Here is a 17,132-nt window from a genome sequence, read left to right as displayed (position 1 = left end):
CGCTCCTCGTAGCGAACGGGAACGGAGGGGAGTTGCGATCCTCTCGTCTCGATCGCTTCGATGGCTCTCCTTCACTCGGACGTCTCGTTCATCTCGTCCTCGAGCGAGATCATCGCGTCGTCGGTCACCGGCTCGTCGTCGCTCGTGTAGGGGTCGTCGGCCTCGGGGAACTCGTACGTCTCGTTGTCGTTGGTGTCCTGATGGGCCATCGCGATCAGCACCTGGCTCTCCTCGAGGGATTCGTTGAGTTCGACGGTCACGTTCTCGTGCTCGCCGGAGTCCAGGAAGGTGGAATTACCCAGGACTTCCCCGGGATCGTAGTCCTCGGAGAGATTCGTGACGGTCTCGTTCTCGTTTCCGTCGGCGGGCGCGGCCGCGTGAATGACGGCGAAACCGCCCTCGGGCAGCGTCGTGTTGTTGACCACGACTGCCGTCCCGTTGGACGTCTGATTCTCGAACGTCACCGTGGCCGTTTCGTTCTCCGTCTCGTTCTCTTGGATCGTGCCGGCGTCGGTCGCGGCGAACGCGAGGCTCGCCCCCGAGAGGAGGACGAGCGCCGCGACGACTGCGACGCCGATAGTTCTCGTACGTGGCATCGGAATCATCGATGTCACCGTCATAATTCGACAAAAACCGGACGTTTCGTTCGAGCGTTTCGCGAGTAGAAACGTCCGAATTCGCCGGACGAGACGATCGAGGTAAGAGCGCTATTCCGACCGTTAGTCTCGCGATCAGTAGCGTAACATCGGATTCTACTATGGGGGTGTCTCGAGGGAGTCACGAATCCACGGTAGCGTTCGAGACGGGGTTGAGACGTACAGCATGTAATCTCTGATGGAACTCCCGAGAGTTTCGATCGACCTCCTGATCGCTGAGCGGGCGCGTCGTCGGGACGCTCCGAGTTCGGGACCGTACCACGCCCTCGATGAGCGCGGTCGCCCGGTCACAGCGACGAACGGCGGCGTACCCGATAACAAATATAAGGGCCTTCGTGGTACGCGGCTGTGGTATGTCACAACACCCCACAATCGGTGACACCGTAGAGCAGACGGTCGACCGCTATCCGGACCGCGACGCGATCGTCTATCCGCGCAAGGACCAGCGGTGGACCTACGCCGAATTCGACGAGCGCGTGAACCGACTGGCGAACACGCTGGCCGACCGCGGGATCGAGAAGGGCGATCGGGTCGCGACGGTCCTGTACAACGGGTCGGAGATGGCGCTTACCGTCTACGCGTGCGCGAAGCTCGGCGCCGTGTTCACCCCGCTGAACTTCCGGCTCCCGTCGGGCGAGATCGAGTACATCGTCAACGACGCCGAGGCGCAACTGGTCCTGTTCGAGTCCGAGACGCGGGAGGCGGTCGAGGGGGCGCGGCCGAGCCTCGAGACCGTCGACGAGTACGTGTTCATCGACGACGACCGCGAGGAGGCCCCGGAGTACGCGCGGGGATTCTACGACCTGCTCGAGTCGGGCTCTACCGAACGACCCGACGTCCACGTCGAGGAGGACGACGTCTACGCCTTCATCTATACCTCGGGGACCACGGGTCGGCCGAAGGGCGTCGTCCACGAGCACCGCAGTATGGTGGAACACAACCTGCTGTGTATCGCGGAGCTCGACCTCACCCGCGACGACGTCGGGCTGTCGATGATGCCGCTGTACCACTGCGCCGAACTCCACTGCAGCCTGTTCGCGCGGGTCCACCGCGGCGCGGCGACCGTCATCCACCACGAGTTCGAGCCCGAGGCGGCCCTCGAGGCGATCGAAGCCCACGGCGTCACGGTCCTCTTCGCGGCGCCGACCGCGTGGAACGCGCTGTCGCTGACCGCCGCCGAGGCCGACGTCGACGTCTCCTCGCTCCGGATCGGCCTCTACGGCGCGGCGCCGATGCCCGAGCGCGTCCTCGAGAACTGCATGGATCACCTCTGTGAGGACTACGTCCAGGCCTACGGGATGACCGAGATCGGTCCCGCGGGGGTCTTTCAGCCGCCCGAGGACCAGATTCCGAAGCAGGGCTCGGCCGGCCTGCCCGCGCTCAACCACCGCGTGCGCGTGGTCGAACCCGACGCCGATCCGGACGCCGCGGTCGAGGCGGGCGATATCGGGGAGATCCTGATCTCGAGTCCGTGCGCGATGCGCGAGTACTGGAACCGCCCCGAGGCGACCGCGCGATCGCTCCGCGAGGCCGACGGGACGACGTGGTACTACACCGGCGACTTGGGCTACCGCGACGAGGACGGCTACCTCTACGTCGTCGACCGGAAGGACGACATGATCGTCTCGGGCGGCGAGAACGTCTATCCGGCCGAGGTGGAGGACGTGCTCTTCGCCCACGACGCCGTCGAAGAGGCGGCCGTCGTCGGCGAACCCGACGAGGAGTGGGGCGAACGGGTCGTCGCGTACGTCGTCGCCGACGGCGTCGATGCGGCCGCCCTCGATGAGTTCGCTCTCGAGAGCGATCGGCTCGCCGACTTCAAGCGCCCGCGGACGTACTACTTCGTCGACGAACTCCCGAAGAATCCCAGCGGCAAGATCCAGAAGTTCAAGCTCCGGGAGGACGAGGCGGACGTCGATCCCGAGGCCGAGCGCGTCGCCTCCTGATCGACGCCCACAGCGCGGCGAGCGGCTGGTCGGACGGTCTCGGAAGTGGCGCATACCGTCACCTCGCGACCCGTGGGTTCGAACGTCGAGGGGACCACGGCACTGCCGAGTCGTACGGTATTTACCGTCGCGGGCGAAAACGGCAGACGATGGAACGCGGGTCCCGGGATTCGTTTACGCGCATGGGCACGCTGGGGATTGAAGAGGAGTGTTTCGTCGTCGACGACGACGGCCGCCCCACGAGCGGCACCGACGAGCTCGTCTACGAGCACGATCCGCCCGAGATCCTGCGGGACCGACTCGATCACGAACTGTTCAAGTTCGTCATCGAGACCCAGACGCCGCTGATCGAGGACCCGGAAGACGCTCGGGAGACGTTACTCGAGATCCGACGGGCGCTGGTCGATCACGCCACCGATCACGGGTACCAGATCGCCGCGGCGGGGCTGCACCCGCTGGCGAAGTGGCAGGAACTCGAGCACGCCGAAAAGCCCCGCTATCGGTCGCAACTCGACCGAATTCAGTACCCGCAACACCGGAACACGACGGCGGGCGTCCACGTCCACGTCGGCGTCGACGACGCCGACAAGGCGGTCTGGATCGCCAACGAACTGCGCTGGTACGTCCCGATCATCCTCGCGCTGTCGGCCAACTCGCCGTACTGGAACGGGTACGACACCGGGCTCCAGTCGGCCCGCGCGAAGATCTTCGAGGCGCTGCCCAACACCGGAATGCCGACCTACTTCGAGGACTACGAGGCCTTCGATCGCTTCGAGCGCCGGATGCTCGAGACCGAGTCGATCCGCGACCGGGGCGAACTCTGGTACGACGTGCGGCCTCACACCGCCCACGGGACCGTCGAACTGCGGACGCCCGACGGACAGGCCGATCCCGAGATCGTCCTCGCGTTCGTCGAGTACGCCCACGCGCTCGTCTGCGCCCTCGCGGAGGAGTACGAGGACGGCGCCGACGGCTACGGCCGGGACCACCGCCGCGAACTCCTCGACGAGAACAAGTGGCGGGCGATCCGCCACGGCCACGAGGCCAGCCTCATCGACCGCGAGATGGAGGGGACGATCGACCTCGGCGAACTCGTCGACCGCGAGTGCGAGCGGCTGGGCGTCGACGGCATCAAGCGCGTCTACGAGCGCGACAGCGGCGCCGAGCGACAGCGGCGCCTGCTCGAGGAGGGGCCCGACGCCCTCTGCGAGTCGCTGCTGCTCGGCACCGAGTGAACCCGATACCGTTCGGTTTCGTCCGCTTCAGCTGATCTATTCGGCCATCGACGCGTGACGACGACCGACCCCCGCAAAGGTTTACCCCTGTGGGAGGCCTGGTCTCGGACGAGAGGACATATGGCTTCAGATGACACTGACGAGCATCGGGTAGACGACGGGAGCGGCCAGCCGCATCGCGACGAACCGACCGATCCGCTCGAGGAGTCGCTCCTCGAGTCCGGCGAGGAGGGCGATTCAGCGGAGCGTCGAGACGAGGGCGATCGAGCGGCCGCCGTCGAGGAGGTCGACGGACGGATCGTCGATCTGCTCTCGTGGATCCTCGACACGGAGACCCGCGCGAAGATCTACGTCTACCTGCTGGCCAACCCGGGCAGCACCTCCGAGGAGGTCGCCACGGGGACCGGCCTCTATCCGAGCACGGTCCGAGAGGCCCTCGCGGAACTCCACGAGGAGGAGCGCGTCAACCGGGAGAAGCGCGCGAGCAAGGGCGCCGGAAACAACCCCTACGAGTACACGGCCATTCAACCGAGCGAACTCGTCGGCGGCGTCGTCGACCAGGTCCAGCAGGAACTGAACACCATCTTCACGCTCGATCGGCTCCTCGATCGCCACGGGGAGACGGACCCCGGTCTCGAGGGCGGCAACGAACCGGTGACGATCACCGTCGACGACACCGAACCGCCCGAACCCGCCGCGACCGACGCGTCCGAGACGGCGCGCTCCGAGTCCGAGGACGCCGTCGCGGAGCGCGACGCCGATCCGACCGACGAGGACGATGCCGCCGAATCGGCGTCGGAACCCGACCGCGAGGAGTGACGCCACCGCGGCGCCGGCCGCTCCTCCGCCCCCGTTCTCTCGATTTCTCGACTCGAGGACTGAGTCGCCACTGCGGCGCCCGCCGCGTGCGGCGACTCAGTCCTCGAGCGTCAGCACGTCCGGCCGCTCGAGTTCCAGATCGAACTCGACGGCCCGGGCCGTCGTCGTCGGCCAGTCGTCCGTGTCCGTCAGCGACTCGACCTCGTCCTCGGTGACGAGGTGGGTGTCTTCGCTCTTCGCGCCCTCGACGGTCGGGTTCCAGGCGTAGGCCATCGGCGCCGTCACCGGCGCGTCGTGGTCGGGCGTCGCGATCCATTCCCGGCCCGCGAAGCCGGCGGCGCCGCCCTGGTGATGACGTTCCCACTCGCCCGCGTAGCCGAGCGCGTCGTAGGCGTCCTGAATCGCCGCGAAGACGTCCCCGGCCGTCGCCGCGTCCCCGCCGTCCCCGGCCGCCGTCTGCGTCGCCGCCAGCGCCGTCGCCTCGACGCGGGCCGCGGTCGCGTGGCGGTCCTCGAGCCACGACGGCGGATCGAAGGCGACGGTTCGCGTACAGCTCGCGTGGAGGCCGGCCCGCTGGGTCGTCACGGAGACGAGCGCGTAGTCGCCGAGTTCGGCCTCGGTCGGCGTGTAGTGGCGGTACCGCTGGGCGCGTTCGGCGCCGCCGACGAGGACGACGGGCGCCTCGACGTCCCGGGCGGAGAGTGCGACTCGCAGGGCCGAGGCGACCTCGTGTTCCGTGTCCTCGCTCCGCAGTTCCCGACAGACCGACTCGACGGCGGCGGCCGTCTCCTGACCCAGCCGTCGGTAGCGCTCGCGGTCGCGCTTCGTCAACGGCTGGCGGAGCGTCGTCGGATCGACGCGCTCGAGGCCCGGCGCGTCGACGTCCGCGGCGGCCCGTTCGTCGTCGCCGACGCGGGCCGCGATGGCCGCCTCGAGCGACGAATCGTGCCACGGGAACCGCTCGATCGAGACCTCGTCCGCGTCGAGGTCCGGTAGCTCCTCGGCGGCGATGCGATCGGCTTCGATGGTGTCCGTCACGATTCGCAGGTCCGTCCCGTCGTAGCCGACGGCGGCGACGCCGGCGTCGGTCTCGCGGTCGACGACGTTGTTCCCCCCGGTCAGCCAGGCGAACGAGTTCGGTCGGGCGAACCAGACCGAATTGAGATCGTTCGACTCGAGGTAGGCCTCGAGGCGTTCGCGTTTCTCCATGCCGAGTGCTGGCGTGGCCGACTCTTGAATGCGACGAACGCGAAGCCGTCGGTGAGCCGTCTGACGGCATCGTAATCGCACGTAATTCGGGGTCAGCAGGCCGATTCCAGCGCGGTAAGAACGACTCGGGCAACCTAAGTACGGTCCGTCCCAACTCATCCTCGAACGTCCGTGTCGACCAACAGTCAGACCTCTCGTCCCGTAGTTCGTCCGCTGATCGAACGGTTCGGCTTTCCGCACCTGCTCGCGGTGACGCTCGTGATGGTCGCGGCGACGATCCTCCTCGGCATCGCCGCGAAGGCGACCGGGTCGGGGCTGGCCTGCGAGGCCAACTGGCCCCAGTGCGACGCCGGGCCGTACAACCTGCTCCCGGCGAACCTCCCGAGCTTCTACGAGTGGTTCCACCGCTTCGTCGCCATGTTCGCCGGCTTCGCGATCATCGGGACTGCCATCGCCGCCGTCCGCCTGCCGGACGTCGACCGTCGCGTCGCCGGCCTCGTCGTCGCCGGACTGGTGCTGACGCCGATTCAGGTCGCCCTCGGTCGCGAAACGGTCACGACCTACACGATGGACATTCTCGGACTCCACTTCTGGACGGCGATCTCGATCTTCGTGGTGTTCACTGTCGCGACCGTCCTCGTCTGGGCGCCGCGGCTGACGGCGACGCACGTCACCGGCGCGCTCGCGCTGGGTGCGGTCGCGCTCCCGGCTCACGTCGTGCTCAGCCCGACGGTGATCAGCGACGTCACGACGTACGGACCGTCGATGCAGATGGCCCAGTACGGCGTCACGCTCGTCATCCTCGCGGCCGTCATCGTCGCCGCGATCATCGGCCGCCGGCGGTTCGACGAGGCCCGACTGACCGGCTTCCTGAGCGCGACGGCGGTGCTCGCGCTCGCCGTCGCCTACCTCGGCCGACAGGCCGTTAACCCCGCGTTCGACTACCTCTACGCCGTCGGCGCCGGACTGCTCTTCGTCGCCTTCCTCGCGGGCGTCGGACTGACGCGTCGCGCCTCGAGGACCTCGCGAACGTCGCTGTCGCGGTAACGCCGTCCATTCCTCGTTCCGCTGTTCGTCGCCTCCGATTCCCTCGGGCGCACGGAGGGTTCGAGTCCCGTCAGCCGAGCGCGGCGACGACGACCGCACCCGCGAGTACCGCTCCGACGCCGACGCCGAGCAGCGCGTAGTTGGCCAGCGGATTCGCCGCTCTCGTGACCGCGAGCGTGTAGCGACGATTCGAGAGCGGCCAGAGGGGACGGATCCCCATCGGCGTCAGCGCGTCCGCGAGGAGATGCGAGCAGATCGAGAGCGCGCCGACGGCGAAGGCGAAGCCGACGAGGCCGACGCCGAGCAGCGGCGAGCCGGCGTCGACGAGCATCGCGGCGATCCCGGCGAGGCCGGCGCCGACCAGCAGGGCGAACGCCAGCGAGTGGGTCGGACCGCGGTGCTCGACGAGCGGCACTCTGTGGTCGCAGTCGGGAAGCGTCGAGAGCGCGACGCAGGCGAGCGCCCCGAGTATCGCCGTCGTCTCGTGTCCGGCGAGGGCGACGGCGGTGCCGAGTGGCGCGTACGCGACCAGCGCCGTCCCGTAGTGGCCGACCTGATACATATATTCGGTGACACAACCCCTCGAAGGATAAACACACCGCTATAGGGGGCCGTTCGCGCGCCGTTCTTCGACCGGTTTCGATCGCGGTCGACTCCCCTCTCGTCTATCCGCTCGAGTCCCCACATCGATAGTACCCGCTAGTTAAATCACTTCGATACCTAACCCGCTACTCCTTGTAAGCACCTGTGGATGTTCCACCGACTGACCCTCCATGGACTCTGCTACCGGACGGACGCCGCGCGCGTCGAGGCAGTCGAATCGAGGTCGAGGAACGGACCGCGACGGCCGCGCCGACCGCGCCGGCGCGTCGCCGGCGGAACGGAGCGACCGATGAGTCTCGTCGCGACGGTCGTCGTCCCGGCCGCGGCGTTCCCGCTCGGGTCGCTGCTCGACCTGGACGAGGACGTGACGCTGACCGTCGAGACGACGGTCCCGACCGGCGAGTCGGTCGTCCCGTACTTCTGGGCGCCGGCCGACGTCGCCGACTCGATCGTCGACACCCTCGAGTCCGACCAGACGGTCGCTGCCGTCTCGATCGTCGACGAAACCGACGATCACGTCCTCGTCAAGATCGCGTGGGACGACAGCGTCAACGGCGTCCTCGAGTCGATCCGCGAGCGCGACGTGATCGTCACGAGCGCCGTCGGCACCGAGACCCGCTGGACGTTCCGCCTCCGGTTTCCGTCCTCCGAGGATCTGTCGGCCTTCTACAGCAGTTGCCTCGAGCGGGACATCTCGATCGAACTCGTCCGGCTCCACGAGACCGGCGAGCCGAGCGGCGGCCGCGGGTTCGGCCTGACGACGGCGCAGCGGGAACTGCTGATCGCCGCCTACGAGGCCGGCTATTTCGACGTGCCGCGGCGGACGACGCTGGTCGAACTGGGCGACCGACTCGACGTCTCCGACTCGGCGGTCTCGCAGCGACTGCGCCGCGGCCTCGCGGAACTCATCGGCTCGACGATCGCAGCCGAGGCCGGCAGCGGACCGACGCCGCTCTCGCGTCGACTGGACGCGGAACTCGAGATCGACGCGCAGCAGGATCACTGACCGTCTCGAGTCGCCTTCGGGTTCCTCGTCGACTGTCGGCACGCGACGGTGACCGGACGGCGATCCCGGAACCCGCTGGCAGAGATTCGACGGGCGCGACTACTCGGATCCGGGGTTGTCGCCGAGCGAGCCCTCGTATTTGTCCCGCTCGTCGTCCGGGAGGTACCGTCGCTCCCAGTCGACGACCTCGGGAAACCCGGCGAACTCGTGGAGGCTACCGACCGGTTGGTCGTTGAAGTCGTCGTCGATGCCGCGCATCGCCGCGACGGGGTCGTCGGCGAACGCACTGAGGTCCGCGTAGACGTTCGCGATCGTCGACAGCGTCGACGCGATCGGGAACAACGCGAGGTCGAAGCCCCACTCGTCGAGCGCCGACAGTTCGACGTACGGCGACGAGCCGAGATCGCCGACGAAGTTGTACACGAGCGGGCCGTCGACCGCTCGACCGATGCGTTCCAGTTCCGATTCGTCGGTGGGTCCCTCGACGAACGCGACGTCGGCGCCGGCCTCGAGGAAATCGTTGGCGCGGCCGATCGCCTCGTCGAGGGAGCCGTCACCGGTTCCGCGGGCGTCAGTTCGAGCGATGAGAACGAAGTCCTCGGCCCGATCGTCTCGAACGTCGGCCGCGGCTTCGATCTTGCCGATCGCTTCCGCCCGCGGGACGACCTGCCGCCCTTTCGTGTGGCCACAGCGCTTCGGGAACGTCTGGTCTTCGATGTGGATAGCGCCGACGCCGGCCTTGATGTACTCCCGCACCGTCCGGACGACGTTCGTCGCGTTCCCGTACCCGTTATCCGCGTCGGCGATGAGCGGAACGTCGATACGCTCCTGGATGTTCCCGGCGTTGCCGATCATCTCCGGCATCGTGACGAAGCCGGCGTCGGGATAGCCGGTCGTCGATAGCGACGTCCCGTACCCGGTCATGTAAATCGCGTCGAAGCCGACGGCGTCGGCGACGCCGGCGGTGAGCGGGTCGTGGACGCCGGGACAGACCAGTAGCTCGCCGCGGTCGAGGCGTTCTCGGAGCGCGGCACCGGAGTCGGTCATAGCCGATCACTCGGCGGACGCGGGGAAGTCGGTATCGATGTGTTTCGCGGACGCTGACGGACGGTACACCATCCAGCGAGGCCGACTCAACCCTGACTCCCAACGAATCGAGAGTAGACGGTTCGAACGCATCGAACTCGAGCAGCGGTGACGCTCGCGAATCGGTCGTCCGCGAAAGACCGTCTCAACTGTGGCAACCGGGGCGGTTAAGCCGCTCGATGGACTTTCGACAGCCGTGAAGAACGTTACAGAGCGGACGAGCAACCCGTTCGGACTGCGACCACCGTTCGATCGGACCGGTCCCGACGAGCGGACGGCCGTCTTCGGCTACGGCGACGCCAACGCCGACTTCCACGTGATCGGCGACCACCCCGACGTCCACGGCGGGCGGTCGACGGGCGTACCGTTCACCGAAACCGAGGCCGGCGTCGCGATTCAGGAGCTCGCTCGCGAGGTCGGCTTCGCCAGCGGGCCGACCGATCGCCCCGACCTCGAGAACCTGTACTACAGCTACATCCACATGTGCTGTCTCCCGGCCGGGGAGACGCCGAGCGACGATTCCTACGCCGACCTCGAGCGGTTCTTCGACGCCGAACTCCGGGCGATCAACGCCCACATCCTGCTGCCGGTCGGCGAGCGGGCGACCGACCACGTCCTCCGGGAGTACACCACCCAACGGGGGCGACTCGACCTCGACATGGCCGCGCTGCACGCCCGCGAGATCCGCGGACGAGGGTTCCTGATCGTTCCGATCCGGGACCCCACCGAGTGGGAGGACACCGACGAAGAGGCGATCGTCGCGCGACTCGAGGCGATCCTGGGACGCGATTACCGCCAGACGAAGGGCGTCGCGACGCTGGTCGGCTGAGGGCGGCTCGGTCAGGCGTCGGCAGTTCCGGCAGGCACGGAACTCGAGATCGGTGCGCGAAGATGGCAACAAATATCATATTCTCGGTATTAGTAGCGTTATGAGAACTGCCGATCTCGTTCGATTTCTGCAGACGACCCTGGGGCGTGTCTGCTCGCGGTCCTGATCGCGGGAATTGTTTCGCCGCTCGACCCGTTCACGATGCTTCTGTACGCCGTTCCGCTGTTGTTCCTCGCGCCGGTGATCTCGTATCTCCTGACGTACCGCGGCGGGTTCGACGCGCTCGGAACGAATCGGTGACCGACATCCGCTCGCAGGCTCGAGCGGGAGCAGGAGTAGCGGAAATCGACCGAGAGACGGAACGGTTCGTTCATCGACACTCGAGCGATCGGATCGATCGCTCGACTACCAGCCGAAGTGTTTCCGGATCGTCGCTCGCAGCGGCAGCCCCAGCCCGCCGACGATCGGCAGCGCGACCAGCGTCGCGAGATCGATCGCCAGCGTTGCCTCGCCGATCATCGCCGCGCCGAATCCGGCCAGCGGCGCGAGCACGGGCAGGACGTACAGGTACGACGGTTTCCAGCCCGGCCCACGTCTGGTGTGACGGACGATCACGGCGAACAGCATCGGCATGAGCACCGCGCCGGCCAGCAGCGGGCCGCCGACGAGGACGGTCGCCGCGGTCACGGCGAGCGCGACGACGATCGTCTCGTCGATCGACACCGGCCCCCACGTTTCGCCGTCCCGATAGGCGCGCACGCCGAGCAACGTCAGGAGCGTCAGGCAGACCGCGCCGGCCAGCGCGGCGGGCCACAGCGGCTCCTCGAGCGGCGGCGCGACGAGTTCGAACGCCGTCAGATACGCGACGCTCGAGTCGATCCCGTAGCGTCCGCTCGAGAGCGTCGCCGCGATGGCATCGGGCTCGGTGCCGGCGGCGGCCAGTTCGGCGCGCAGGGTCTCGAGGCCCGATCGGTTGGCCAGCGCGAAGTGGCCGAGCCCGGTGAGATAGACGAGGACCGACAGCCAGATCAGCGGCAGCGAGAAGTTCTGGCGGCGCCACCAGCGGGCGACGGCGTTGTCGCCGAGCCAGCCGGTTTCGGTGTCCGCGTTCGACGTGGCCGTTCCCGTCGTTCCCGTTGTCTCGGTCGTCGTTCGACCCGCTGTCCTCGTTCCGGTCGAACCGGTCCCACCCGTCCCCGCGGCGCTGGAACTCGTCGCGGCGTCCGCGCTGGAGGTCGTTCCCGCCGCGTTCGCGGTCGATCCCGTTGCGGTCGACGTGCTCGAGGCCGACGCACTTGAGGTCGACGCGCTCGAGGCGGTTCCCGTCCCCGAGCCGGCGGTCGACCGCGACCCCGTCGTCGACGTCGACGTCGCCCCGGTCGTCCCGGTCGCCGATGCGCCCGCGGTCGCCGTCGCTCGCTCCGGCTCGTCGTCCCCGTCGTCCGTCGTGTCGTCGCTCGATCGCCAGACGTCCGCCGAGGGGAGGCCGCTGGTTCGCTTCGCGACGTAGTCCTCGTGGCCGAGGCGGTCGTAGGCCTGGCGCTCGACGGGATCGCCGAGGATGTCGTAGGCTTTCTTGACCGCCGTGAACTGCGCTCGAGCCCGATCGTCGTCGTTGTGGTCGGGATGGTAGACCCGTACCTGTTCGCGATAGGCGGTCTTGATTTCGTCCTGGGAGGCGTCGGAAGGGACGTCGAGAAGGTCGTAGAAGTCCTCAGTCATGTGAGAGTTAGGGGATCGTGTTGTCGGATGTGAGTTGTCGGCTCGGCACGTGATTATCGTGTCGTTCGGCTCAGGATGGTATGTCTCGTCGCTCCACCCAATTGATTATTTCGGCTGTGGTGACAGTCACGGTACGTTCGAAGTCACCGGTCAGCGAAGTCGGTCAGCGATGACTGCCCGTCCACGAGGCCTCGAGCGGCGTCGATAGACGCCGCTTCGTCACCGTCGCCCGAGTCGTCGGCCGATTCGGAGTCGCCGTCGCTCGTCTCCTCGGTCGATTCGGATTCGTCGTCGGTCGATTCGCTCCCATCGTCGCTCGAACCGGCGTCACTCGCCCCGCTGCCGTCGGCTCGCTGCTCGTCGGCGCGTCGCTCCCAGCCGTCGAGGCTGGCCTGATCGGCGGCCGCGAACTCGAGGTTGGCGACCCGGACGCCGACCTTGCGGACGGGGTCGGCTTCGAACTCGGTGAAGAGGTCGCGAGCGATGCGCTCGACGAGATCGGGGTCGTCGACCGGCCCGGAGAGGGACCGAGCGCGCGTGTTGACGTCGTACGGCGGTAGGACGGCCTTGACGCCGACGGTGCGGTACAGCGCCCCTTCGCGCTGGGCTCGGTCGGCGACCGCCGACGCGAGCGTCTCGATCTGTTCGTACTTCGGGTCGGGGTCCGAGACGGGGTCGGCGAAGGCCGATTCCCGCGAGAAGCTCTTGGGTTCGCCCTTCGGTTCGACCCGGCGGTCGTCGTCGCCGCGGGCGCGGTCGTACAGTTCCCGACCGCGCTCGCCGAACGCCTCGACCAGCGGCTCCGGATCGGCGGCGGCGACGTCGGCCGCGGTCTCGAGGCCCATCTCCCGCAACTCCCGGGCCGTCACGGGGCCGACGCCGTGGAGCAGGTCGACCTCGAGCGGGGCCAGGAACTCCCGCACCTCGCCGGGCCGGACGACCGTGAGCCCGTCGGGCTTGTCGAAGTCGCTGGCGATCTTGGCCGCGCTCATCGTCGGGGCGACGCCCACGCTGACGGTGACGCCGACCTCGCGGCGGATGCGGTCCTTGACGTGGCGAGCGAAGCCGTCGGCGACCTCCCAGGCGGTCCGCTCGGTCACGTCGAGGTAGGCCTCGTCGATGCTCACCTCCCGCACGACGTCGGCGCAGTCGTGGAGGATCTCGCGGACCTCGCTCGCGACCGACTCGTAGTAGTCCATGTCGACGGGTCGGTAGAAGCCCGTCTCCTCGCGGGTGAGGTCGGAGTCGTAGTCGTCGGCGTCCTCCGTGAGCGCGGCGCGTCTGGGCAGGTTCTCGAGGGCCGTCGAGATGGCCTGGGCGCTCTCGACGCCGAACTCGCGGGCCTCGTAGCTGGCGGTGGCGACGGCACCGATCGTCTCGCCGGGTTCGTAGCCCATCCCGACGACGACGGGTTCGCCCCGCAGTTCGGGCTCGCGCAACCGCTCGCAGGAGGCGTAGAAGCAGTCGGCGTCGACGTGACAGACGATGCGGTCCTCGTCCTCTCCGTCCGTCTCGACGCCCGGCAGCCGCGGCCCCTCGGACATTCGTCTACTGGTGGGGTTCGCGCGAATCGTTGTGAACGTTGTGTCCGCGCCGCGTTCGGCCGACGAACGCGACCGACGGCGACCGCTGTCGGCGTCGCTCCCCAGAAAAATGCGGTCAACCGCGTCGCTGCGGCGTTCGCAGCCGCGTCGAGCGTCCCCGCGCCGTCACTCCGCCGGCGGCTCGGGGAACTCGAGCAGCACCTCTTTGCTCTCCGGAGCGAGGTCGTCCCAGCCGACGCTCCCCCGTTCCGCGATCGTCGTCGGATCCAGCAGCGGATCCTGATACACCAGTTCCGCAGTGAGCGCCGGCGGTCGGAGCTCGACTTCCTCGCCGTCCATCTCGACCGGCCCCGACGGGCCGAAGTCCGGCTCCGTCGGCGGATCGCCGACGACGATCCGTCCGACCATCCCGAAGATCTCGTGGGGTGCACACAGGACGTCGTAGACGCCCGGCTGATCGAATCGGTAGAGCCAGAACGTTCCCGTGCCCAGAACCGGCGACGAGAACGCCGGGACTCCCTCGGGGACGCGGCGTTGCCGGCCGAGTTGCGGATGATACGCGGTCACGGTGTGATCGGGCGTTTCCAGATTGAAACGGACCACGTCGCCGGGCTCGACGGACAGACCGGTCGGCTCGAAGAAGAACTCCGGCAGCGGCCGCTCCGATTCGGCGTCCGGCGGTCTCGTGATCAGATCGACCTCGTACTGGGGTCGTAGCGGCGCCGGCATCTTCGCCTCGCCCTCGAGGCCCGAGTAGCCGAGCACCGGGTGGATACACTGCGATTGGGAACACGCCCGCCGTTCCCGTCCGTGATCTCGGCCGTCGCCCCCCTGTCCGCGCTCGTCACCGCGTGCGGCGCCGAGTCCGGACGCGAGCGGGATCGTCGACGTTACGCCAGCCGCCTTGAGGATCTGCCTGCGATCCATGGCCGCCATCTGCCCGTATCACGGATTAGTTATGAGGTGACATTAGTATGATAAACGATTCTTGTGTCGTAACTGTCATCTACAGTTGTAGATTACGCGCCGAAACGGACCGCGGCTCGGTACCGCGGTTCGTCGCGGTTCGAACGGTTCGAGCGGTCCGCGACGAGCGGGTTCCGCGTTCGACTCGAGATGACGGACGAACGCGGGTCGGTCATCGCCGCCGCCGTGCGTTGACGTCGACGCCGATCGACCGTGTCGGCGTCGAACACTTTTTGATTCGGCGACAGTATCCGTCGGTATGGACTCCGACGCGACCGACACGCCGCCGCCGATCGACACCTACGGGACGGATTCGAACTCGAGGTCGGACTCGAACGCGGTCGTCAACGCCCTGATCGGCGGCGGCGTCGGGATCGTGCTGTCGTTCCTTCCGGGATCGACGCTTCTCGGCGGGGCCGTCGCCGGCTATCTCGAGGGCGGCGGGACGGACGAGAGCCTGCGCGTCGGCACGCTCGCGGGGCTCGTCATGCTCGTCCCGTTCCTGTTGTTCGGACTGGTCGCCCTCGTTTTCCTGGGATTCGCCGGCTCCGGCTCGCTCGGCGTGCTGGCCGTTTTCCTCCTGTTGGCCAGCGCGCTGTACACCGTCGGACTGAGTATCGTCGGCGCGGTGATCGGACTCGCGCTCGGAAACGAACTGTGAGCGCGTGAGCGATCGGCGCCTCAGTTGTAGCCGCGCCAGCGGTGGCCGCACTCGGTGCACTTGAAGAAGCGCGTCGGCGGTTCGTCGGCCGAGGCGGTCTGTTTGAGCGTGTACCACGCCTCCTGATTCTCGCACTCGTCGCAGATCACGTCCGTCGCCTTCGGCTTCCCCTCGAAGTTGGCGTTCTCGTCGGACTCGATCACGTCGTCGTCGGTCTGGGACTCGGTGGTGACGAACGCGTCTTCCTGCTCGCGGTCGCGCTCGCTCGAGGCGCCGCAGTCCTCGTTCGTACAGACCATGCGATCGCCCTGGGCTTTCATCATCGAACCGCAATCGTCGCAGAACTGCATAGCCGGGTGTAGCGGATCGAGCAGGAAAAGTGCACCTCTCAGGGCCCGCGCCCGGTCACTCCCGCTTCTCGAGCGCCTCGTCCTCCAGGACCACCGGACAGTCGGCGACCCGGAACCGACCCAGCGAGGGCATCTCGAGGATGTCGGTTCCCTCGCGGGTACACGCGACGGTCGGCGGCGACGCGAAGTGTTCGCACTGGTGACAGTAGCCGTCTACCTCGATCTCGCGGAGTTCACGCTCCTCGTCGCGAGGAGGCACCGCCGTCTCGTCGTCCTCGAGGCGCTGCCAGAGTCGGTCGCGGTCGATATCCGCGACGTCCTCGCGGTCGAACAGTTCGTCGACCTCGGGGCTCGAGGTCTCGGTGCCGCCTCTGGGAACGTCTCCGCGGTCGGCGACCGACGCGGCGAGGTCGCCGAGGGGACCCGTGCGGTCGACGCTATCGGGATCGGACGCCGACGGCTCCGAACCGCCCGCGGTGTCCGACTCGAGCCCCTCGTCATCGGTCATCGGGCCGGCTCCGCCGAATCGAACTCGAGAACCGACGCCGCGCTCGAGTCGCTGGACTGTTCGTTCCGCTCGTTCCCGTCGTCTCGCTCGGCGCGGTCCGCCGCCGTCGCATTCGTCTCCGTCGCGTCCGCCTCGACTGCATCGAAGACGTCCTCGGACGTCGCCGAAACCGGGTCGTCGACCCGTCCCTCGAGGGCCGGCGGCTCGCCCGTCTCGAGCGTGGGGGAGCCGAAGAACGAGTCCGTCTCGACGACGTCCGTGACCGCCGTCGAGCAGTGGGGACACGCCGGTTCGGTCAACAGCGCGAGGTCGACCGCGGCGTCGCAGGCGTCGCAGACGGCGGTGCGGATCCCCAGTCGATTGGCCGCGAGTTTGAGTCGGTCGACCGCCGCTCGACGCCGCTCCCGTTCGGCGGCGGCGTTCCGGTGTTCGCGGAGGTCCACCACAGCGTTCGCGAGCGCGGTCGTTCGATCGTCGAGCGCCGCCGTCTCGCCGAGGAGGGTCTCGAGAACGGTCTCGAAGTTCTCGAAGCCGTCGTCGACGGTCGCGTCGAGGGCCTCGAGGTCCTCGCGGACGGCCGCGAGCGCGTCCTCGCCGACGTGTTCGGCGTGGTCGTGGTCGGCGGGCGCCTTCGCGTCGGTCTCGCGTTTGACCTGGACGACGCGATTCCGGACGTCCTCGAGCAACTCCCTGAACTCCTCGCGCTGGGCGTCGAGCCGGGCCCGAACGGCCGTGAGATCGTCGAGGTCGCTCGGCTCGATCTCGTCGTCGGTCGCGACGGCGTGGGCCGCCGTGACCAGGCGCCGGCAGACGTCGTCGCGGCTCTCGTCGCGCCGGCCGGCCTCCCGGGCGAGCCAGTCGTCGACCTCGCCGGGCAACGCGAACGAGATTCCGCCGTCGTCTTCGCTCGACATACGTTCGACTCGTCGTTCGGACGAGACGGGC

17 protein-coding genes are annotated in these 17,132 nt (G+C 68.1%); 7 read left to right on the top strand and 10 right to left on the bottom strand.

From position 1 onward, the window contains the following. Positions 1-71 precede the first annotated feature (71 nt). Complete coding sequence (locus WD430_RS15985) at positions 72-605, bottom strand: hypothetical protein (RefSeq protein WP_339105831.1); 534 nt, start codon at positions 603-605, stop codon at positions 72-74. 404 nt (positions 606-1,009) lie between these two features. Here WD430_RS15985 and WD430_RS15980 point away from each other — a divergent pair, with 404 nt between their 5' ends. From WD430_RS15980 to WD430_RS15970, 3 genes are all read left to right on the top strand, one after another. Then, positions 1,010-2,602: a fatty acid--CoA ligase gene (locus WD430_RS15980; protein ID WP_339103416.1), complete on the top strand. Its 1,593-nt coding sequence runs from the start codon at positions 1,010-1,012 to the stop codon at positions 2,600-2,602. Positions 2,603-2,751: 149 nt separating this feature from the next. Further along, entirely contained in the window at positions 2,752-3,837 is a 1,086-nt protein-coding gene (locus tag WD430_RS15975; protein ID WP_339103415.1) for a glutamate--cysteine ligase, read from the top strand. Between the two features lie 120 nt (positions 3,838-3,957). Continuing rightward, positions 3,958-4,656 (top strand): helix-turn-helix domain-containing protein, encoded by a 699-nt coding sequence (locus WD430_RS15970; RefSeq protein ID WP_339103414.1) that lies wholly within the window; start codon positions 3,958-3,960, stop codon positions 4,654-4,656. A gap of 96 nt (positions 4,657-4,752) precedes the next feature. Here WD430_RS15970 and WD430_RS15965 read toward each other — a convergent pair whose 3' ends face one another. After that, on the bottom strand, positions 4,753-5,865 hold the full coding sequence (locus tag WD430_RS15965) for a M24 family metallopeptidase (protein WP_339103413.1): 1,113 nt from the start codon (positions 5,863-5,865) through the stop codon (positions 4,753-4,755). 171 nt (positions 5,866-6,036) lie between these two features. Here WD430_RS15965 and WD430_RS15960 point away from each other — a divergent pair, with 171 nt between their 5' ends. Then, a complete protein-coding gene (locus WD430_RS15960) occupies positions 6,037-6,912 on the top strand; it encodes a cytochrome oxidase assembly protein (protein WP_339103412.1) in 876 nt (291 codons plus the stop codon). Between the two features lie 70 nt (positions 6,913-6,982). Here WD430_RS15960 and WD430_RS15955 read toward each other — a convergent pair whose 3' ends face one another. Then, a complete protein-coding gene (locus WD430_RS15955) occupies positions 6,983-7,474 on the bottom strand; it encodes a metal-dependent hydrolase (protein ID WP_339103411.1) in 492 nt (163 codons plus the stop codon). Between the two features lie 330 nt (positions 7,475-7,804). Here WD430_RS15955 and WD430_RS15950 point away from each other — a divergent pair, with 330 nt between their 5' ends. Then, positions 7,805-8,521 carry a bacterio-opsin activator domain-containing protein gene (locus WD430_RS15950; RefSeq protein ID WP_339103410.1) on the top strand — a complete coding sequence of 239 codons (717 nt, stop codon included), beginning with the start codon at positions 7,805-7,807 and terminating at the stop codon, positions 8,519-8,521. 99 nt (positions 8,522-8,620) lie between these two features. Here the strand turns inward: WD430_RS15950 and WD430_RS15945 are convergent, their stop codons facing one another. Next, positions 8,621-9,568 carry an isocitrate lyase/PEP mutase family protein gene (locus tag WD430_RS15945; RefSeq protein ID WP_339103409.1) on the bottom strand — a complete coding sequence of 316 codons (948 nt, stop codon included), beginning with the start codon at positions 9,566-9,568 and terminating at the stop codon, positions 8,621-8,623. A gap of 235 nt (positions 9,569-9,803) precedes the next feature. Between WD430_RS15945 and WD430_RS15940 the strand changes: the two genes are divergently transcribed. Beyond that, positions 9,804-10,436 (top strand): uracil-DNA glycosylase family protein, encoded by a 633-nt coding sequence (locus tag WD430_RS15940; RefSeq protein ID WP_339103408.1) that lies wholly within the window; start codon positions 9,804-9,806, stop codon positions 10,434-10,436. Between the two features lie 405 nt (positions 10,437-10,841). Here the strand turns inward: WD430_RS15940 and WD430_RS15935 are convergent, their stop codons facing one another. The 3 genes from WD430_RS15935 to WD430_RS15925 form a co-directional block, all read right to left on the bottom strand. After that, entirely contained in the window at positions 10,842-12,158 is a 1,317-nt protein-coding gene (locus WD430_RS15935) for a DnaJ domain-containing protein (protein WP_339103407.1), read from the bottom strand. 143 nt (positions 12,159-12,301) lie between these two features. Then, positions 12,302-13,702, bottom strand: coding sequence for a DNA polymerase IV (locus WD430_RS15930; protein ID WP_339103406.1), 1,401 nt, complete (start codon positions 13,700-13,702; stop codon positions 12,302-12,304). Positions 13,703-13,867: 165 nt separating this feature from the next. After that, positions 13,868-14,629, bottom strand: coding sequence for a plastocyanin/azurin family copper-binding protein (locus WD430_RS15925; protein WP_339103405.1), 762 nt, complete (start codon positions 14,627-14,629; stop codon positions 13,868-13,870). A 298-nt stretch (positions 14,630-14,927) separates the two neighbouring features. Here WD430_RS15925 and WD430_RS15920 point away from each other — a divergent pair, with 298 nt between their 5' ends. After that, entirely contained in the window at positions 14,928-15,329 is a 402-nt protein-coding gene (locus WD430_RS15920) for a DUF5518 domain-containing protein (RefSeq protein WP_339103404.1), read from the top strand. Positions 15,330-15,349: 20 nt separating this feature from the next. Here WD430_RS15920 and WD430_RS15915 read toward each other — a convergent pair whose 3' ends face one another. The 3 genes from WD430_RS15915 to WD430_RS15905 are packed head-to-tail and all read right to left on the bottom strand — an operon-like array spanning position 15,350 to position 17,101. Then, complete coding sequence (locus WD430_RS15915; RefSeq protein ID WP_339103403.1) at positions 15,350-15,679, bottom strand: transcription factor S; 330 nt, start codon at positions 15,677-15,679, stop codon at positions 15,350-15,352. Between the two features lie 55 nt (positions 15,680-15,734). Beyond that, positions 15,735-16,187, bottom strand: a complete 453-nt coding sequence (locus tag WD430_RS15910) for a hypothetical protein (protein ID WP_339103402.1) — start codon at positions 16,185-16,187, stop codon at positions 15,735-15,737. Next, positions 16,184-17,101: a hypothetical protein gene (locus WD430_RS15905; RefSeq protein WP_339103401.1), complete on the bottom strand. Its 918-nt coding sequence runs from the start codon at positions 17,099-17,101 to the stop codon at positions 16,184-16,186. The genes WD430_RS15910 and WD430_RS15905 overlap by 4 nt, the downstream gene beginning before the upstream one ends. Positions 17,102-17,132: the final 31 nt, after the last annotated feature.

This window comes from Haloterrigena sp. KLK7 (genome assembly GCF_037914945.1).
Taxonomy (GTDB): Archaea; Halobacteriota; Halobacteria; order Halobacteriales; family Natrialbaceae; genus Haloterrigena; species Haloterrigena salinisoli.
The sequence above is the reverse complement of the archived record's forward strand: the minus strand, read 5'-3'. Positions and strand labels throughout refer to the sequence as shown.